Source organism: Curtobacterium sp. MCBD17_035 (genome assembly GCF_003234815.2).
In the GTDB taxonomy this organism is placed as follows: domain Bacteria; phylum Actinomycetota; class Actinomycetes; order Actinomycetales; family Microbacteriaceae; genus Curtobacterium.
Genome location: NZ_CP126279.1, coordinates 3,155,284 through 3,171,489 on the forward strand (window position 1 = coordinate 3,155,284; position 16,206 = coordinate 3,171,489).

General features: G+C 71.7%; 18 protein-coding genes and 1 pseudogene. 9 read left to right on the plus strand and 10 right to left on the minus strand.

Annotated elements, in window-relative coordinates:
• Window positions 1-58: 58 nt before the first annotated feature.
• Complete coding sequence (locus DEI93_RS14905; protein ID WP_111010623.1) at window positions 59-478, plus strand: Fur family transcriptional regulator; 420 nt, start codon at window positions 59-61, stop codon at window positions 476-478.
• Window positions 479-505: 27 nt separating this feature from the next.
• Here DEI93_RS14905 and DEI93_RS16500 read toward each other — a convergent pair whose 3' ends face one another.
• Window positions 506-967: a Fur family transcriptional regulator gene (locus DEI93_RS16500; RefSeq protein WP_111010622.1), complete on the minus strand. Its 462-nt coding sequence runs from the start codon at window positions 965-967 to the stop codon at window positions 506-508.
• Between the two features lie 59 nt (window positions 968-1,026).
• Between DEI93_RS16500 and DEI93_RS14910 the strand changes: the two genes are divergently transcribed.
• From DEI93_RS14910 to DEI93_RS14925, 4 genes are read left to right on the plus strand one after another with little or no spacing between them, the layout of a single operon-like run.
• Window positions 1,027-1,953: a metal ABC transporter solute-binding protein, Zn/Mn family gene (locus tag DEI93_RS14910; protein ID WP_220035673.1), complete on the plus strand. Its 927-nt coding sequence runs from the start codon at window positions 1,027-1,029 to the stop codon at window positions 1,951-1,953.
• On the plus strand, window positions 1,950-2,801 hold the full coding sequence (locus DEI93_RS14915; protein WP_220035672.1) for a metal ABC transporter ATP-binding protein: 852 nt from the start codon (window positions 1,950-1,952) through the stop codon (window positions 2,799-2,801). Before DEI93_RS14910 ends, DEI93_RS14915 begins: the two co-directional genes overlap by 4 nt.
• Complete coding sequence (locus DEI93_RS14920; RefSeq protein ID WP_111010620.1) at window positions 2,798-3,730, plus strand: metal ABC transporter permease; 933 nt, start codon at window positions 2,798-2,800, stop codon at window positions 3,728-3,730. The genes DEI93_RS14915 and DEI93_RS14920 overlap by 4 nt, the downstream gene beginning before the upstream one ends.
• The gene (locus DEI93_RS14925; RefSeq protein WP_111025817.1) at window positions 3,730-4,533 is read left to right on the plus strand and encodes a metal ABC transporter permease; all 804 of its coding nucleotides are present in this window, start codon (window positions 3,730-3,732) and stop codon (window positions 4,531-4,533) included. The genes DEI93_RS14920 and DEI93_RS14925 overlap by 1 nt, the downstream gene beginning before the upstream one ends.
• A gap of 51 nt (window positions 4,534-4,584) precedes the next feature.
• Here DEI93_RS14925 and DEI93_RS14930 read toward each other — a convergent pair whose 3' ends face one another.
• Both DEI93_RS14930 and DEI93_RS14935 read right to left on the minus strand, forming a co-directional pair.
• Window positions 4,585-4,902: a hypothetical protein gene (locus tag DEI93_RS14930; RefSeq protein ID WP_111010618.1), complete on the minus strand. Its 318-nt coding sequence runs from the start codon at window positions 4,900-4,902 to the stop codon at window positions 4,585-4,587.
• A gap of 206 nt (window positions 4,903-5,108) precedes the next feature.
• A complete protein-coding gene (locus DEI93_RS14935; RefSeq protein ID WP_111120020.1) occupies window positions 5,109-7,301 on the minus strand; it encodes an acyltransferase family protein in 2,193 nt (730 codons plus the stop codon).
• Between the two features lie 353 nt (window positions 7,302-7,654).
• Between DEI93_RS14935 and DEI93_RS14940 the strand changes: the two genes are divergently transcribed.
• Entirely contained in the window at window positions 7,655-8,416 is a 762-nt protein-coding gene (locus DEI93_RS14940; RefSeq protein ID WP_111012988.1) for a TetR family transcriptional regulator, read from the plus strand.
• Here DEI93_RS14940 and DEI93_RS14945 read toward each other — a convergent pair.
• The 4 genes from DEI93_RS14945 to DEI93_RS14960 form a co-directional block, all read right to left on the minus strand.
• Window positions 8,359-9,015 (minus strand): pentapeptide repeat-containing protein, encoded by a 657-nt coding sequence (locus DEI93_RS14945; protein WP_111120021.1) that lies wholly within the window; start codon window positions 9,013-9,015, stop codon window positions 8,359-8,361. The genes DEI93_RS14940 and DEI93_RS14945 overlap by 58 nt on opposite strands.
• A gap of 27 nt (window positions 9,016-9,042) precedes the next feature.
• Window positions 9,043-9,822 (minus strand): hypothetical protein, encoded by a 780-nt coding sequence (locus DEI93_RS14950; protein WP_181436068.1) that lies wholly within the window; start codon window positions 9,820-9,822, stop codon window positions 9,043-9,045.
• A gap of 159 nt (window positions 9,823-9,981) precedes the next feature.
• Complete coding sequence (locus tag DEI93_RS14955; RefSeq protein ID WP_111120022.1) at window positions 9,982-11,004, minus strand: NAD-dependent epimerase/dehydratase family protein; 1,023 nt, start codon at window positions 11,002-11,004, stop codon at window positions 9,982-9,984.
• Complete coding sequence (locus DEI93_RS14960; protein ID WP_111120023.1) at window positions 11,001-12,188, minus strand: zinc-dependent alcohol dehydrogenase; 1,188 nt, start codon at window positions 12,186-12,188, stop codon at window positions 11,001-11,003. The genes DEI93_RS14955 and DEI93_RS14960 overlap by 4 nt, the downstream gene beginning before the upstream one ends.
• Before the next feature lie 259 nt (window positions 12,189-12,447).
• On the opposite strand from DEI93_RS14960, the gene DEI93_RS14965 reads away from it, so the two are divergent.
• Window positions 12,448-13,047 carry a hypothetical protein gene (locus DEI93_RS14965; RefSeq protein WP_111120024.1) on the plus strand — a complete coding sequence of 200 codons (600 nt, stop codon included), beginning with the start codon at window positions 12,448-12,450 and terminating at the stop codon, window positions 13,045-13,047.
• On the opposite strand, the gene DEI93_RS14970 is transcribed toward DEI93_RS14965, so the two are convergent.
• On the minus strand, window positions 12,992-13,624 hold the full coding sequence (locus DEI93_RS14970) for a DNA alkylation repair protein (protein WP_181436069.1): 633 nt from the start codon (window positions 13,622-13,624) through the stop codon (window positions 12,992-12,994). The genes DEI93_RS14965 and DEI93_RS14970 overlap by 56 nt on opposite strands.
• Window positions 13,625-13,831: 207 nt before the next feature.
• Here DEI93_RS14970 and DEI93_RS14975 point away from each other — a divergent pair.
• Both DEI93_RS14975 and mgrA read left to right on the plus strand, forming a co-directional pair.
• Window positions 13,832-13,957 (plus strand): annotated as a pseudogene (locus tag DEI93_RS14975) (excisionase family DNA-binding protein); the annotation flags it as partial.
• A gap of 201 nt (window positions 13,958-14,158) precedes the next feature.
• Window positions 14,159-15,199 (plus strand): L-glyceraldehyde 3-phosphate reductase, encoded by a 1,041-nt coding sequence (gene mgrA, locus DEI93_RS14980; RefSeq protein ID WP_111010609.1) that lies wholly within the window; start codon window positions 14,159-14,161, stop codon window positions 15,197-15,199.
• Between the two features lie 36 nt (window positions 15,200-15,235).
• Here the strand turns inward: mgrA and DEI93_RS14985 are convergent, their stop codons facing one another.
• The gene (locus tag DEI93_RS14985; protein ID WP_111120026.1) at window positions 15,236-15,583 is read right to left on the minus strand and encodes a hypothetical protein; all 348 of its coding nucleotides are present in this window, start codon (window positions 15,581-15,583) and stop codon (window positions 15,236-15,238) included.
• Window positions 15,584-15,741: 158 nt separating this feature from the next.
• Window positions 15,742-16,170, minus strand: a complete 429-nt coding sequence (locus tag DEI93_RS14990; RefSeq protein WP_111036248.1) for a hypothetical protein — start codon at window positions 16,168-16,170, stop codon at window positions 15,742-15,744.
• Window positions 16,171-16,206: the final 36 nt, after the last annotated feature.

Genomic DNA, 16,206 nt, shown 5'->3' on the forward strand with positions numbered 1-16,206 from the left:
TGCACGTGCGACCCTGCCTCCTCAGCACCACCGAGCGTCCGAGACCCGAGAGGCGTCCATGACCGAAGCACCCGTGGGGAAGAAACCCCAGCGGCAGACCGCCCAGAAGACGGCCATCCGCGACGCCCTGCGAGGCGTGCGGTCCTTCATCAGCGCGCAGGACCTGCACGAGGTCCTCCGCGCAGACGGCAGCTCGGTCGGCCTCGCCACGGTGTACCGCAACCTCAGCGACATGGCGGTGAACGGCGAGGCGGACGTCCTCCAGGCCGAGCCCGGCGTCCAGCTGTACCGGTTCTGCGGCGATGCCCACCACCATCACCTGTACTGCGTCAGCTGCGGTCGCACCGTCGAGATCGAAGCACCGATCGAGGACTGGGTCGACACGGTCGCCGCTGAGCACGGGTTCTCCCGCGTGCGCCACGTGGTCGACATCTTCGGGGTGTGCGACGACTGCCGCGCACGCGGCGTCGGAGCGTAGGGCGCCTCGGGCCGGGGCACGTCTCGCTCAACCGCGCACCGAGCAGGCGCTGCACCTCCCGTGTATGGTCAGCGCAGCATTCTCCTCGAAGAACGCGAGGCATGGTCCGGGGTGCTGTCGTGGGTCCGCGACCTCGCTCGTGCGCCCGCACGTGTCGCACACCAGGAGGTCCCGGTCGGGGAGCCGGTACAGGACCTCGCCGCCGACGTACGCCTCGGTCAGCGCTCGCTCACGCGCCAGAGCGTGGAGCTCCCGGTAGACCGTCGAGAGTCCGATCCGTACCCCACGCGCACGGATCCGCGCGAACACGGACTGTGCCGACGCCGGCGCATCATGTTCGACCAGTGCGGCGAGGACGCTCGCGCGATACCGGTGGCCGCGCGGTCGATCCCCGGCCCACTCCGTCGACACCAACCGACACCATCCGTCCGTGGAACAATCGGGAACGACTCCCGTTACCAACACGCTCCAACGTGCCGTAGTCTGCATCTATCGATAAGCGTTCTCAACAGAGCGCGCGGGTGGGACGCGGTCCCTGGATTGGATGGATGTCAGTGCGCATCAAGAGATTGGCGGCGCTCGGCGTCGCGGCCCTGGCCGTGACCGGTGCTCTCACCGGGTGCTCGCAGTCGGCGAGCGGGGGGAGCGACGGCAAGATCGTCGTCGTCGGCGCGGAGAACGAGTACTCGGACGTCGCCGCACAGATCGGGGGCAAGTACGTCTCGGCCAAGGCGATCATGAGCAACCCGAACACCGACCCGCACACCTTCGAGGCCAGCGCGAGCGTGGCGAAGGAGCTCAGCTCGGCCCAGATCCTCGTCCAGAACGGGCTCGGGTACGACGACTTCATGACCAAGCTCGCCAAGGCGTCGCCGAACTCGAGCCGGAAGGTCATCGTCGCGCAGGACGTGCTCGGCCTTCCCGACAGCACGCGGAATCCGCACCTCTGGTACGACCCGAAGACGATGCCGGCGGTCGCCAAGCGCATCGCCGCCGATCTCGGAGCGCTGCAGCCCTCGCACAAGCAGTACTTCCAGGACAACCTGACGACGTTCAACCGGTCGCTCGAGACGTGGACGAACCAGCTCGCGTCGTTCAAGCAGACCCACGCCAACGCACCCGTCGCCGTGACGGAGCCCGTCGCGGACTACGCGCTGCAGGCCGCCGGAGTCGACGTCGAGACACCCTGGTCCCTGCAGGCAGCGATCATGAACGACACCGACCCGAGCCCACAGAACTCGGCGGCGCAGGACGCGCTGTTCACCGGCAAGCACGTCAAGGCGTTCCTCTACAACCAGCAGGTCACCGACTCGATCACCTCGCACTACCTGTCCCTCGCTCACGACAACGGGATCCCCGTCGTCGGCGTGTACGAGACGATGCCGACGGGCTACCACTACCAGAAGTGGATGGAAGCCGAGTTGACCGCGCTGCAGAAGGCGCTCACCAGCGGCACGTCCACCGAGAAGCTGTGACCGGTCGGACCGACAGCGACGTCCCGGGCGGGGTCCTCTCCGCCCGGGACGTCCGCGTCGTGATGTCAGGGGCCCTCGTCCTCGACGGGGTCGACCTCGACGTGCAGCCCGGTGAGTTCGTCGGACTCATCGGCGCGAACGGCGCGGGGAAGACCACGCTGCTGCGCGTCCTGCTCGGCATCCTCCGACCCACCCACGGTGCCGTGCGTCGACCCGAGCGCAAGGCGAGCACGCACGGCATCGGGTACCTCCCCCAGAAGGTCGCGCTCGACCCCGACACGCCTCTCAGGGCACGCGACGTCGTCGCACTCGGTCTCGACGGCGGGCGGTTGGGCCTCCCGATCCGTCGTCGCGCGGTGCAGGAACGCGTGACCGCGGTCCTCCACGCCGTCGGCGCAGCCGCGTTCGCCGACCAGCGGATCGGACAGCTCTCCGGAGGCCAGCAGCAGCGCGTGCTCCTCGCGCACGCACTCATCAGCGAGCCGGCGCTGCTGCTCCTCGACGAACCCCTGGCGAACCTCGATCCGGCCAGCGCCCACGACATCGTCCGTCTCCTGGACACGCTCCGCCGTGATCGCGACGTCGCGATCGTGATGACCGCGCACGACATCAACGTCCTCATGCCGGTGATGGACCGCGTGGTGTACCTGGCGAACGGCCGCGCCGTCACCGGCGACCCCGGATCCGTCGTCCGGAGCGACGTCCTCTCGCGCCTGTACGGTCGACCGATCCGGGTGATCGAGGCCGAAGGCCGGGTGATGGTGCTCGCGGACGACCGGGATCCCGCATCTGACCTCGCGTCCCCTGGCCTCGAGTCGGTGTCGAGACCCAACGGAACCCCCGCATGATCCCCGCCTCGGTGATCGGCGGATTCCTCGGCAGCCCCACCATCCACACCGCACTGGTGGTCGGTGGCTTCGTCGCCCTGGTCACCGGGATCGTCGGCGTGTTCACGATCGTGCGCGGCCAGTCGTTCGCGGGACACGCGCTCGCCGACCTCGGAGCCGTCGGCGGATCCGGCGCGTTCCTCATCGGCATCAGCCAGGTGTGGGGGTTCATCGGTGCCGGCGTCCTCGCAGCACTGCTCATGGAGCTCATCGGCGTCCGTCGTCTGCAGGGTCGCGACGTCTCGACCGGCATCGTCTTCGGCTTCGGACTCGGTCTGACGGCGCTGTTCCTGTACTGGAGCACCACCATCGGCGGCTCGAGCAACGCAGCCGTGTCCGTGCTGTTCGGATCCCTCTTCGTCATCGCTCATGACGTCATCCCGCTCGTGGTCGGACTCAGCGTCGTCGCCCTCGCCCTCGTCGCGGCGACGTACCGGTGGCTGCTCATGGAATCGCTCGATCACGGCCTGGCAGCAGCACGCGGTGTCCCCGTTCGCATCACCGGCATCGTGTTCCTCGTCGCGCTCGCCCTCGCGGTGGAGCTGTCGTCACTGACGATCGGCGCCATCCTGTCGACCGCGCTCCTCATCGGTCCCGCCGCGACGGCGCTGCTGCTGACCCGACGCTTCGGGACCGCGGTCCTCGTGTCGGCCGCTCTCGCGGTCCTCAGCACCTGGGCGGGGTGCTTCGTCTCCTTCGAGAGCTACTCCTGGGCGGGCCACGACGGCAACTGGCCCGTCAGCTTCTGCATCGTCGCCATCATCCTCGTCGTCTACCTCGCGATCCGCGTCGGAGTGGCAGTGCGACGTCATCGGATGTGGAAACCGGCGCGCGTCGGGTCAGTTCGCGGCTCGTCCCGCGCGCAGGACACCGAGGAGGTGCTGCCCTGATGTTCGCACCGTTCATGCTCAACGCCTGGCTCGCCGGGACGATCGTCGCCCTCATCGCCGGGATCGTCGGCTTCTTCGTCGTCCTCCGAGGAAACTCGTTCCTCGCCCACGCCGTACCCCACGGTGCATTCGCCGGAGCGGCAGGAGCCGTGCTCATCGGCGTCGACCCACTGATCGGACTCGGCGTGTTCGCAGCCGGCGGCGCGTTCATGATCTCGGCGCTCGGGCGGCGCGCTCGCAGTGACGTGGTCACCGCGCTCACCCTCGTCTCGATGCTCGGCCTCGGAGCGCTGTTCCTCAGCCGATCCACCGAGTACTCCGCCGAGGTGTTCGCGCTCCTGTTCGGCCAGATCCTCGGTGTCTCGAGCCTCGAGATCACGCCCATGATCATCCTCGGGGCGGTCTGCCTCATCACCCTGGGCGTCGTCTACCGGCCGTTGCTCCTCGCATCGACACTGCCGGACACCGCGCCGTCGCGCGGCGTCTCACCGCAGGCGATGTCGATCCTGTTCGGCCTCATCCTCGCCTGCGCGACCACGATGAGCGTGCCCATCGTCGGGGCGCTCCTGATGTTCGCGCTCCTCGTCGGACCGCCCGCCGCCGCGCGCTTCGTCACCAGACGGCCGGCGACCGCGATCCCGCTGTCGGCCGCGCTCGCGGTCGCAGCGGTGTGGGGAGCGATCTCGCTCGCGTACGTGACCGATTGGCCCGTCGGGTTCTTCGTCACCGCCATCAGCGCCCTGATGTACCTGGCCGGGCGCCTGGCCACGGTGAGACCGACGCGCGGCCGGACGGCAGCATGACGTCCCTCCGACACGCTCCTCGCCGTCGTGGTCCCGCCCCCGATGGTCAGGTCAGCGTGAACTCGTCCCTCCGCCCGCCAGGGCTGCGGTCCTGGCGGTGATGTCCGCGACGAACGCTCTCGTGTCTGCCGCGAAGGGGCCGTCGAGGTCGTCGCCGAGTTCGTCGTCGTCCGCGTCGAGGACGAGCAGCGGACGGCCAGACGCCACGTGCACGCTCCTGGTCGTCCCACAGCCGCATCGGTCGAACGTGGGGACGTCGACGCGATCGGTGCGGGCGTTCCGAGCGAGTGCATCGGCGTAGTCGCACACGGTGCGAGCAACGGCGTCGGCCACGAGGATGAACACCGGCCCGCGGACGAGGTGCTTCATCGCGCTCGCCCGTCCGTCGCCGCGCCGCTCCGGGTCTCGGACCGATCGAGGACGTGCGAGGGATTCGTGCTGAACGGGAGACGTGCCATGCCGACCTCCGGCCGTGGGTGAGAACGTCACCCTTCGGCAGCGCTGGACGTGAAAGGCTTTCATGCCGCTCCACGTGACGGTATCCCTGCTCCCTGACCGCCCCGCCGGTCCGGGCGTCATCCGCTCTGCTGCATCAGCGCAGCACGGAGCACGCGCGCCAGGGCGACGGAGTAGGCCACGGTCAGGTGCCCGCCGTCCGCGCGCACGACGATCCCGCCGACGGCCGCCGGACAGTGCATCGCACGATCGCAGAACCACGAGGCGGTGTCCACGAAGGAGGCCCGCGGCACGTCCGCCAGCCCGCGCCGCTCGGCCGCTCGCTTCGGTGCCCACGTCGCCGGTGGCGTCGACAGGCAGGTCGCCGGGCCGGCGACCCGGACCGCGCAGGCGCTGACGGGCGTCCCCTCCGGTGGCGACCCGAGCAGGACGACCCGGGCGCCGTCGCCCGTCAGGCGCCGGGCGAGGAGGCGCGTGCCGTCGCTCCACACACGACCCCGGGCGGCGGCGGGCTGCCGGTCGTACCCGCCGGCGGCGGAGGACGCGACCACCAGGTCGGGCCGGAGCCGATGGACCTCGGCGAGCGCGGCCTCCCGGGCGGCGTCGCACGAGGTCGCGAAGGCGGGGCGGCGGCCCGCGTCGGTGGTCGTCACGATCGATGCCGGGCAGCTCTCCAGGCCGATCCCGACGACGCGCCAGCCCCGACCGCGGACGGCGTCGACGATGCCCGGCAGCCAGCTGATGGCGATCGAGTCGCCGACCACCACCAGGGTCCGCGCAGCGTGACCGTCGGAGAACGTGCAGCGGGTCGCCGCAGCGGTCAGCGTGCTCGGCGTCGTCGCGACGGGGTCGTTGAGACAGCCGTCGGCCTGCAGCCGTCGAGCCGCCGCGGCCGCCGCACTCACCTGGTCCAGGTCGGGGACGGTCGCGCCCCACGCGCCGTCGTCGACCGCCGCGCGCACCGCCCGCTGCAGCGCGGTCGCGGATCGGAAGGACGCCACGTGCTGCGGGCCCGGGTCCGGCAGGTCGTCCACGCCCGTCAGGCGCCCCGGCGCGACGAACTGCGCGGCCGACAGCGCGAGCACGAGCGCGGAGACGAGTGCGACGACGAGCGTGCCACGGGTGGTCCGCAGCCGACCCGGCTGGGCGCGCACGGGCCTCCCGGGCGTGCCGGGACGGGGGCCGGGGCGTGTGCGCCCGTACCGGAAGGGCCGCTCGACGAACCGGACGGTGAGGACGGCGAGCACCAGGGTGATCCCGAGGGCGACCGTGGGCACGACGGCTCGGCTGCGTGGTGCGACGGCGTGCAGGAACGACCACACCGGCAGGTGCCAGAGGTAGAGCGCGTAGGACCAACGGCCGACCGCTCGGCTGACCGGGTTGGTGAGCGCCGCGAGCACCCGCGGCGCTGCGGTCGCGCCGCAGAGGACCACCCCCGCGGCGCCGAGGACCGGGAGCGCGGCGGCCGGTCCGGGGAACGGCATGCTGGGGGTGTCGACGGCCCCGGCCAGGAGCACGGCGGCCAGCCCCGCCGCGGTCACCACGCTCGCCGCGCCGACACGGAGCCGAGCGGCGACGCGTGGCTCGGCCACCGCCGCGGCGGCTCCCACACCGAGTTCCCAGGCGCGTGACTCGAACGAGAAGTACGACCAGTCGGGCTTCGCCCGGGTCTCCCAGCAGGCGATCGCGAACGACACGGCGCAGCCCACCCCGAGTGCGATCGACAGCACTCGGTCGACGATCCGCTCGCTGGTGCCGCGATCGGCGAGGACGCCGGGACGCCGGGACCGGCGGCGTCCGAGGGCGACCGCGCCGACGACGACCCACGGCCAGAACACGTAGAACTGCTCCTCGACCGCGAGTGACCAGAAGTGCTGCAGCGGCGAGGCCGCCCCGCTGTCCCCGAAGTAGTCCGTGGCGGCACGGATGAGATGCCAGTTCTGGACCATGAGCATCGAGGCGACGCCGTCCCACGTGACCGCGCTCGCCCGCGCCAGGTGGTCGACGGCCCAGGCCAGGGCGACCGTGACGAGCACGGTGAGCGCCGCGGCCGGCAGCACGCGCCGTGCCCGCCGGAGCGCGAACGCGGCGAGGTCGACCGTGCCGGTCGCACGGGCCTCCCGGAGCAACCCCGTCGTGATGACGAACCCGGAGACGACGAAGAACACGTCGACACCGACGAACCCGCCGACCGGTCGACCCAGCACGTGGGCCGCGACGACGAGTGCGACCGCGATGCCCCGGAACCCCTCGATGTCCGGACGGAACGGCGCGGCGCCGACGTGCCCGGAGGGATCCACAGCACGACGCACGGCAGCGATGCTCCGTCACGACCGGGAGGCCCGGCGCGGCTCCGCCACGGATCGCGCGTCCCGAGGACGGGGGCGTCACCCCACGGTTCACCCGGCGCGCTCGACACCCGTCCCCGCGCGTACCGAACACTCGGACGGCGCGCGCGGGGCGGGGCACCACGACCGCCGTGGGCGTCCCCCCACTGGTACGTCCACGCGGTCCCGCAGCTCTCGGGTCGAGCCGCTGCGTGTCCTGGAAGGATTCCACAGGACGGTCGTCCAGGGCAATCCTCCGTGGGGATGATCCCGTCCGAGCGCCCACCCAGTTCGGGGGACCCTGCCGCGGCGGCCGTCGCCGCGCTACCGTTCTGCCCATGGGCATCCGCGAGGACCAGCGACGCCGCACCCGGTGGACGATCCTGCTCGCGGCGGCCGCCGAGTTCGAGGAACGGGGGTACGAGGCCACCTCGTACGCATCCGTCGCCGCCCGCGCCGACGTCGCGAAGAGCCTCGTGAGCTACCACTTCGCGTCGAAGACCGACCTGGTCGACGACCTGTTCGCGATCGCGTACGAGAACGGCGTGTTCGCCGCGGCCCCGGTCGACCTCGACGCACCCCTCGACGAACTGGCGCGGTCGACGGTCCACGTCGCGATCCAGGAGGAGTCGAACGTGATCGCGCGGGCGGCCATGCGCCTGCAACGTGAGGCGCCGCTCATCCCGACACGGATGCCCCCGCCCTACCTCGGCTGGGTCGGGCGCTGCCGGAACGCCCTGACCCGCGCGATCGCGCTCGGGCAGCTCCCGGCGTGCACCGACGTGCCGTTCGAGGCCCGCATGCTCGTCGCGCAGTTCGCGGGCGTGCGCGAGGTCACGACCGCGCTCGGCGACCACGAGGGTTTCGCCGCGAGCGCGGCCGTCGGGACCCTGGACCGCTTCGCGACGATGGGCGCGTCGGCCGACGCGCTCCTGCGGGCAGCGGGTCGTTCCGCCAGCGCGATCCGGGAGGCCGGGCTCACCGGTGCGGACCGCGTCGCCAGCCGGTACGAACACGTGGGCAGCGGGCAGGGGCGCTCGGGTCAGTCCACGACGACCCCGAGGGCGCGAGCGAACGAGGTCGCCAGCAACGCGGACTGAACCTCGGACACGGTCGCACCGCGGAGCGCCGCCGCGTCCGCGACGACCGCGACGTCGGCGCCTCGGAGGTCGACGTCCCGGAGGCGGGACCCCGCTGCGGAGAGCTCGTGGATCCGACAGCCCGGGAACGCGACGCGGTCGGCCACGACGCCGCCGAGGTCGAGTTCCTCGATCGTGCAGTCCTCGAACGTGACGTCACGGAGGGTCGCGGCACGCAGGTTGACGAACCCGAGCTTGGCGCCGATGACGCGGACGTCGTCGAACGTCGAGTCGTACCACTCGGCCGACCCGATCCGGCCGGACCGGATCACGACGGACCGCCAGGTGGACCGTGGCGTGCGGAACACGGGCGCGTCGAGCACGTCCACCACGGTGTCCCGGACACGCAGCATGCCGAGGTCCGCGTCGCCGGCTCGCAGCGTGCCGATGCGGCACCCCTCGACGACGAGTCCGGTCAGGGCACGGTCCACGACGTCGAGGTCACGGATGTCCCGCCCCTCGAGGAGATCGCCGGGGAGCAGGACGTCGCCCCCGCCCGGCTCGAGCTCGACGGGGGCGACGTCCTCGTGTCGGGGCGGCCGGGTGCGGTGCTCGGGCATGCCCCGATCATCGCAGCCGGTCGCCGGTCAGTCGACGGGGCGCTCCAGCCCGACGCGGTCGACCTTGCGGTGGTAGTGCATCCCGGCGAGACCGCCGACGATCGCGCCGACCAGGCTGAGGACGAGGGCGACCACGACGGTGATGATCCCGGTGACGGTGAGGCTGCCCTCGTCCACGGGGATCCGCGGGAACGCGTTCACCTGCTGGAGGAAGTTCGCCTGCGTCCCGGCGATCGCGACCACGATCGCGGCGACGATCGCGATGGCGACGGCCCAGAACCAGACCGCGAGGCCCTGCTTGACGCCGTCGAACCGTGCCATGCGCCCGGCGACGTACCCGCCGCAGTAGTAGGCGACGAACAGGATCACGGCGAGCGCGATGGCGCCGATGAGTCCGACGGTGCCGGCGTTCGACGTGGCTGCCTTGCCGACCTGGTTCGCGTTCCCGCCGGTGATGCCGAGGCCGAGTCCGGCGCCGATCGCACCGAGGATCGCCGTGAGGATGACGGCCGTGCCCATCGCGGTGAGCCACCCGAAGAAGGCCGATCCGAACTTGAAGCCGCCGAACTCCTCCTTCTGGCGTCCGACGACCTCTTGCCGGGTCAAGGGCGCACGGTCCCGGTCCTCGTGCGCCACGGCACGGTCCCGGTCCTCGTGCGCCACGGCACGGTCGTGCAGGTCGGCCCCGTCGTCGGCGGGACCCCGGTCGTCCACCGGCGCCCTGTGCTCGGGGACGTGCTCGCCGTCGTTCGGGTTGGTGAGTGGGACCGCCGGTGTCGTCTGGCGGCCGTCGTCGGCGTTGCTCATGGGTTCCTCCTCGGGGCCCGTCCGGGCCGTCCCGGGTCGGACGCGGTGTGCGTCGTCCGGCCCACAGTGTGCTCGCACCACACCCGGTGCGTCATGGCTCCTGGGAACGGGGGACAAGCCCCTCCCAGGCGTCACCGGTCGCGGCACCCGCGCTGTCCCTCAGCCGCGGAGCGGCCCCGACGCGGGCACGGACGAGCCCTGCCGGAATCCCTCGACGAGGTCGGCGAAGGCCTCGACCGCGGTGTGCTGCGGCTCCCACCCCAGCTCCTCGCGCGCCTTGTCGGTCCGCATGATCGGCACGTTCGCCGCGATGTCGATCCAACCGGCGTCGGTCGGCTGGATCCGCAGGTGCCATGTCAGGGTGACGACGGCACGGAGCAGTCGGAGCGGGATCCGGACGGCGCGACGCATGCCGAGCACCGCGGCGAGCCGCGGCGGCGTGAGCACCGGGCCGGCGGCGATGTTGAACGCTCCCGCGGCCCGCCGGTCGATCGTCCGCCAGTACGCGTCGGCGAGGTCGTCGGCATGCACCGCCTGGAACACGAATGGTCCCGGGAGCGGGAGCACCGCCCACCGGGCCGCGCGGACGACGCGCATGGGGACGAGGTGCCCGAGGAACAGCCCCCGGATCTCCGCTGCCGCCGGCTGCTGGAAGACCAACCCCGGGCGCAGGCGGGTGACCACGATGTCGGGGTGGGTGTCGGCGAACTCGTCCAGGGCCGCCTCGTTGAGCGCCTTGTGGATGCTGTACGTCGCCGTGGCCATGCCGTCGACCGGCCAGGACTCGTCCACGCGCAGCCGCTTGTCCGCAGCCCGGTAGGTGCCGACCGACGACGCCACGACGACCTGCCCCACGCCCGCGGCGGCGGCCGCTTCGAGCACGGCGGCCGTCCCCTCGACGTTGACGCGGTACTGCGTCGGGATGTCGTGCGTCGGCTGCAACGCCCAAGCCAGGTGGACGACGGCGTCGACGTGCTCGAGGAGCGGCGTCAGGGCCGCCACGGCACCGTCGGCGCCGACGTCGACGCTGTGCCACTCGACCCCGGCGTACGGGTCGGCCGACCGGTCCGGGATCCGTCGGGCGATGCCGACGATGCCGGTCACGGCCTCCTCGGCCTGCAGGCGGCGCAGCAGCGCCGTGCCGACGTTGCCGGTGGCGCCGACGACGGCGACGCGGGTCATGCCGGAGCGCCGGGGGTCAGGACGACCTTGACGCAGCCGTCCTCCTTCTTCTGGAACACCTCGTACATGTGCGGGGCGTCCTCGAGGGACACGCGGTGCGTCGTCAGGTCGAGCGTGCCGAGCGGATCGGACGGGTCCTCGACGAGCGGCATGAGGTCGTCGAACCAGCGGCGGACGTTGCACTGTCCCTCACGGACCGTGATCTGCTTGTCGAACAGCGTCATCATCGGCATCGGGTCGGCCGTCCCGCCGTAGACACCGCTGAGCGAGACCGTGCCGCCGCGCCGGACCAGGTCGATCGCCGCGTGCACCGCGACGAGCCGGTCGACGCCCGCGGTCTCGATGGCCTTCTGCGCGAGCTTGTCGGGCAGCAGCCCGGCCGCCCGCTGGGCGAACCCGGCGACGGCGTCACCGTGGGCCTCCATACCGACGGCGTCGACGACGCCGTCCGGCCCACGGCCGTCGGTGAGATCCACGAGGTGCTCCACCACGTCGTCCGACATGTCGAACGTCTCGACACCGTACTTCGCCGCCATCTCGCGGCGGACGAGCTCCGGCTCGACGGCGAGCACGCGGTACCCGAGGTGTCTGCCGATCCGGGCCGCGAACTGCCCGACCGGGCCGAGCCCGAGCACCGCGAGCGTCCCGCCCTCGGGCACGTCGGCATATGCCACGCCCTGCCACGCGGTCGGGAGGATGTCGCTGAGGAACAGGTACTGGTCGTCGGGGCCGGTCGCGGGGACCTTGATCGGCCCGTAGTCGGCGTGGGGCACCCGGAGGTACTCCGCCTGCCCACCCGGCACCTGGCCGTACATCTTCGTGTAGCCGAACAGCGCGGCACCGCTGCCGTACTGCTTCACCTGCGTCGTCTCGCACTGCGACTGCAGCCCGTGCGTACACATCCAGCAGTGCCCGCACGAGATGTTGAACGGGATCACGACGCGGTCACCCGGAGCGAGGTTCGTCACGCCCGAACCGACCTCCTCGACGATCCCCATGGGCTCGTGGCCGAGCACGTCGCCCTTGTCGATGTACGGCCCGAGCACGCGGTACAGGTGGAGGTCGGACCCGCAGATCGCCGTCGACGTGATCCGGATGATCGCGTCGGTGGGCTCCTGGATCGTCGGATCGGGGACGGTCTCGACCGAGACCTTCTCGGTCCCCTGCCAGGTGAGTGCGCGCATGGTTCCTCCAGCTCGTCGGGCTGCGGCGGTGCCGCAGCGGTCGGCCGGGAGGCCCCTCCCGCGCCGGATCCATCGCTACCCGTCCGCCACCTGCCACGTCCGACCCGTGCAGGTCCCGTCCAGCCGGGGGTGTCCCCCGCCCTGCGGATCCGTTCGGCCCACTGCTGGCTGGGAGGACGTCCTCGGTTGGGGGTACAACGAGGATCACTCATGCGGATCGGGGGCAAGCTCGGATCGATCCCACCCGAAGGAGACCGTGATGCTCGAGCGCTTCCGCAACCTGCCGATATGGGCGTTGGCCGTCGTGATGTTCGTCGTCCTCGTCGTCGTCCGTGGTGGCATCGACCTCGTCGACCCGCCGCGACACACCGACTGGCCCGCGCAGCTCATCGGTGACGCCGTCTACGCGGTCCTCCTGACAGCCCTGCTGTCCGTACGAGTCAGCATCGCCCGGCGGCGCGCGGGCGGTACGAGCGCCCTCTCCGCCATGCGACGCTCCCTGAATACCGGCCAGGTGCCCGATGACGCCGATCCCAGCACCTGGACACCGATGCTCGAGCGGTGGGAGCGGCAGCAGCGACGGTCCGCGTGGTTGGCTCCGGTGCTCTGCGCGGTCCTCGCGCTCGTCTCGGTCTGGCTGCTGACCCAGTTCGCCGATCCCATCGGGATCGCGCTCGTCGTGCTCTGGGTCGCCCTCGGCATCTGGAGCGTGGTCCAGACGCGCCGCGTGCTCCCACGGATCCGCCGGATGCTCGACACGCTGCGAGCTCGCGGCAGCGCCTGGACCTACCCCGCCGACGCTCCTACCGGCGGAACCGCGCCTGCACAGCCGCAGGCAGGTGCTCCGTCGCCGCACTGAGCAGCGCACGGTCCATCCCGCTCGCGTTCGACTCGAGGAACGCGACGAGCTCGTCGTGCGAGGCCCACTTGCCGACCCCGCGCAGGACGAGCGCCACGGCACGCCGCACGTGCTCGTTCCGCTCCCGCACGAGCCTGCCGACGATGTCGAGCGCGGTCGCGGCCTCCCCACGCTTGACGAACGCGAGGGTCGCGGTGACCGCGATGCACCGCTCCCAGACGACGTCGCTCTTGGCGAGGGCGAAGAGCGGACCACGGGGCCGGTCGGCGAGCCACGCGCCCACGATGTGTTCCGCACTGACCTCGACGAGCAGGTCGCTGTCGACGCGCTCGCTGTGGGCCGCTGCCATGTAGTCCTCCACCACGGCCGACCTGGTCGCGTCGTCACCGTCCCGGAACCGCTGGACGAGCAGCAGCACCGCCACGAGCCGTGCGTCCTCGACCTCGCTCCAGAGCAGCGCCCCCACCTCGCCGTCACCGAGGGTCGCGAACCGGCGGGCGACGCGTCGAGCGGCGGCGAGGTCGCCCGGGGTGCGGCTGAGTGCGCCGAGGACGTCCTCGGCGGTGTCGACGGCCACGTCAGTCCGCCGAACCGATCGCGACGGGGCGCGTGACGGACGGACAGGACCGGGAGGAGGACGGCACCGATCCAGGCTACGTGTGGCCCGCCGCGCGTCGTTCGACACGGCCGCGAACGCCTCATACCGGCCGAGATCTTCGATGTCGTGGAACAGGTCGCGAACACCCTGGCCGCGGGCAACGGGGTGGCCGTGATCCCGTCGCGGATGCAGCTGACGACACACGAAGGCGCCGACCTGCTCGGCGTTTCCCGGCCCACCCTGGTCAGGCTCCTCGAAGCGGGTGCGATCCCGTTCCAGAAGCCGGGTCGACACCGTCGGGTAGCCCTGAGTGACCTCGTCGCGGACCAGGAGCACGAGCAGGACGAGCGTCGCTCGGCGCTCCGAGAACTCGCCGCGCTCACGCAGGGCGTCGGGACCGAGCCGGGTCCGGTCCCACCGCTGCTCCTGCGTCGATCCGTGGGGAGACCCACCCCTCCCTCCGCCGTGCGAGGCTGGACCCCTGATCCCCACCCCGCTCGGAGGCACATCCCCATGACCTACGTCGCCCGTGACGACCGCTACGACTCGATGCCGTTCCGCCGGACCGGCCGGTCCGGCCTCGACCTGCCGCTGCTCTCACTCGGGTACTGGCACAACTTCGGTGACGACCGACCGTTCGAGACCCAGCGCGCGATCAGCCGGCGGGCGTTCGACCTCGGGATCACGCACCACGACCTCGCGAACAACTACGGGCCGCCCTACGGCGCCGCGGAGATCAACTTCGGCCGCATCATGCGGGAGGACCTCCACCCGTACCGGGACGAGCTCGTCATCTCGACCAAGGCCGGTTGGGACATGTGGCCGGGTCCGTACGGGCAGGGCGGCGGGAGTCGGAAGTACGTGCTCGCATCGCTCGACCAGTCGCTGCAGCGCATGGGCCTCGACTACGTGGACGTCTTCTACTCGCACCGCCTCGACGCCTCCACGCCGCTCGAGGAGACCATGACCGCGCTCGACACGGCTGTCCGGCAGGGTAAGGCGCTCTACGTCGGGATCTCCTCGTACGACACGGAGCGGACCCGTCAGGCGGCGGCGATCCTCCGCGACCTCGGCACCCCGCTGCTCATCCACCAGCCGTCGTACTCGATGCTCAACCGCTGGATCGAGACCGAGGGCCTCCTCGACGCGGCGGACGAGCTCGGGTTCGGGGTCATCGGGTTCACGGCGCTCGCGCAGGGCCTGCTCACGGGCAAGTACCTCGACGGCGTGCCCGAGGGGACCCGCGCCGCCGCCGGCACCTCGTTCGACCCCTCGGTCATCACGCCCGAGGTCGTCGGTCACCTCCGGGCGCTGCACGACATCGCGGCCGCTCGGGGGCAGTCCCTCGCCCAGCTCGCACTCGCGTGGGCCCTCCGCGACGAGCGGGTGACCTCGCTCGTGATCGGCGCCTCGCGGGTCGAGCAGGTCGAACAGAACGTCGCGGCGCTCGACCACCTGTCCTTCACGGAGGACGAGCTGCGCGCCATCGACGAGCACGCGGTGGACTCGGCCGGCATCGACCTGTGGGCGGGGGCTCGGGCCGGCGAGGTCTGAGCGCCGTCGGTCACTGCGCTCAGCTGCGGGGGCGGTTCAGGTCCCGGGGGTGCCGCCCGCCGCCGCGCCCGGGTCGGGGTCGGGTTCGCGGCCTGTTCCGGCCCCGTCCCTCGGGCGGCTGCCGTGGAGGCCACCCGGCGTGAAGTCCCCTTGGCGCAGGCCGTCACGGACCGCGCGGAGGGCCGCAACGAACCCGGCGTCGAACCGTTCGTCGTCCGGGTCGGGGTCCGCCAGCGTCTGCGCGATCCACGTGTCGAGTTGCCGCGCCACCGACAGGTGCGCCAGGTACTCGACGGGCCGGTCCTGCAGGAGCCGGTCGATGCGCGACGCCGAGTAGCTGCGGAGGCGGTCCGGCTCGAAGTCGAACACGCTGGGGATCAACATGACATGAAGCTAGACGGTCTAGCGATCTCCGTCCGGGGGGTTGCGCAAAGCGGACCGGATGGAGGCCACTCCGGGCCTCCATCCGGTCCGCGCGATCGAGCGTCAGCGCGTCAGCGCGTCAGCGCGTCAGCGCGTCAGCGCGTCAGCGCGTCAGCGCGTCAGCGCGTCGAGATGATGTACGTCACGGACGAGCCGGGCGTGCTGATGCTCACGGTGTAGCGGTCGCTGGTGTAGGTCGCCTGCGTGGCGGTGCCGCCGCCCTGCTTGGTGAAGCCGGCAGACGCGAGTGCCTGGCCCGCCTGAGCGAAGCCCTTCCCGCCCTTCGGCGAGACGGTGGCGCTCCAGCCGTCGCTGGCGTTGCCGCGGGCGACGATCACGTCACCCTTGACGACGGGCACGGCCTTCGGGAAGTTCGCCGGCAGCTTCGACGAGGACGACGACCCCGATGCGGAGGAGGCCGACGCGGAGCCGGAGGAACCGGCGGAGGTGCTCGAGCTGCAGCCGGCGAGCAGTGCGGCCGCTGCGAGTGCGGTCGCGGCGCCGACCACGAATCGGGTGGAACGGGTGGTGCTGTGGAGCTGGTGCATTGATCCTTCTGGGACTCGGTGCGTTTCCTGTGGACA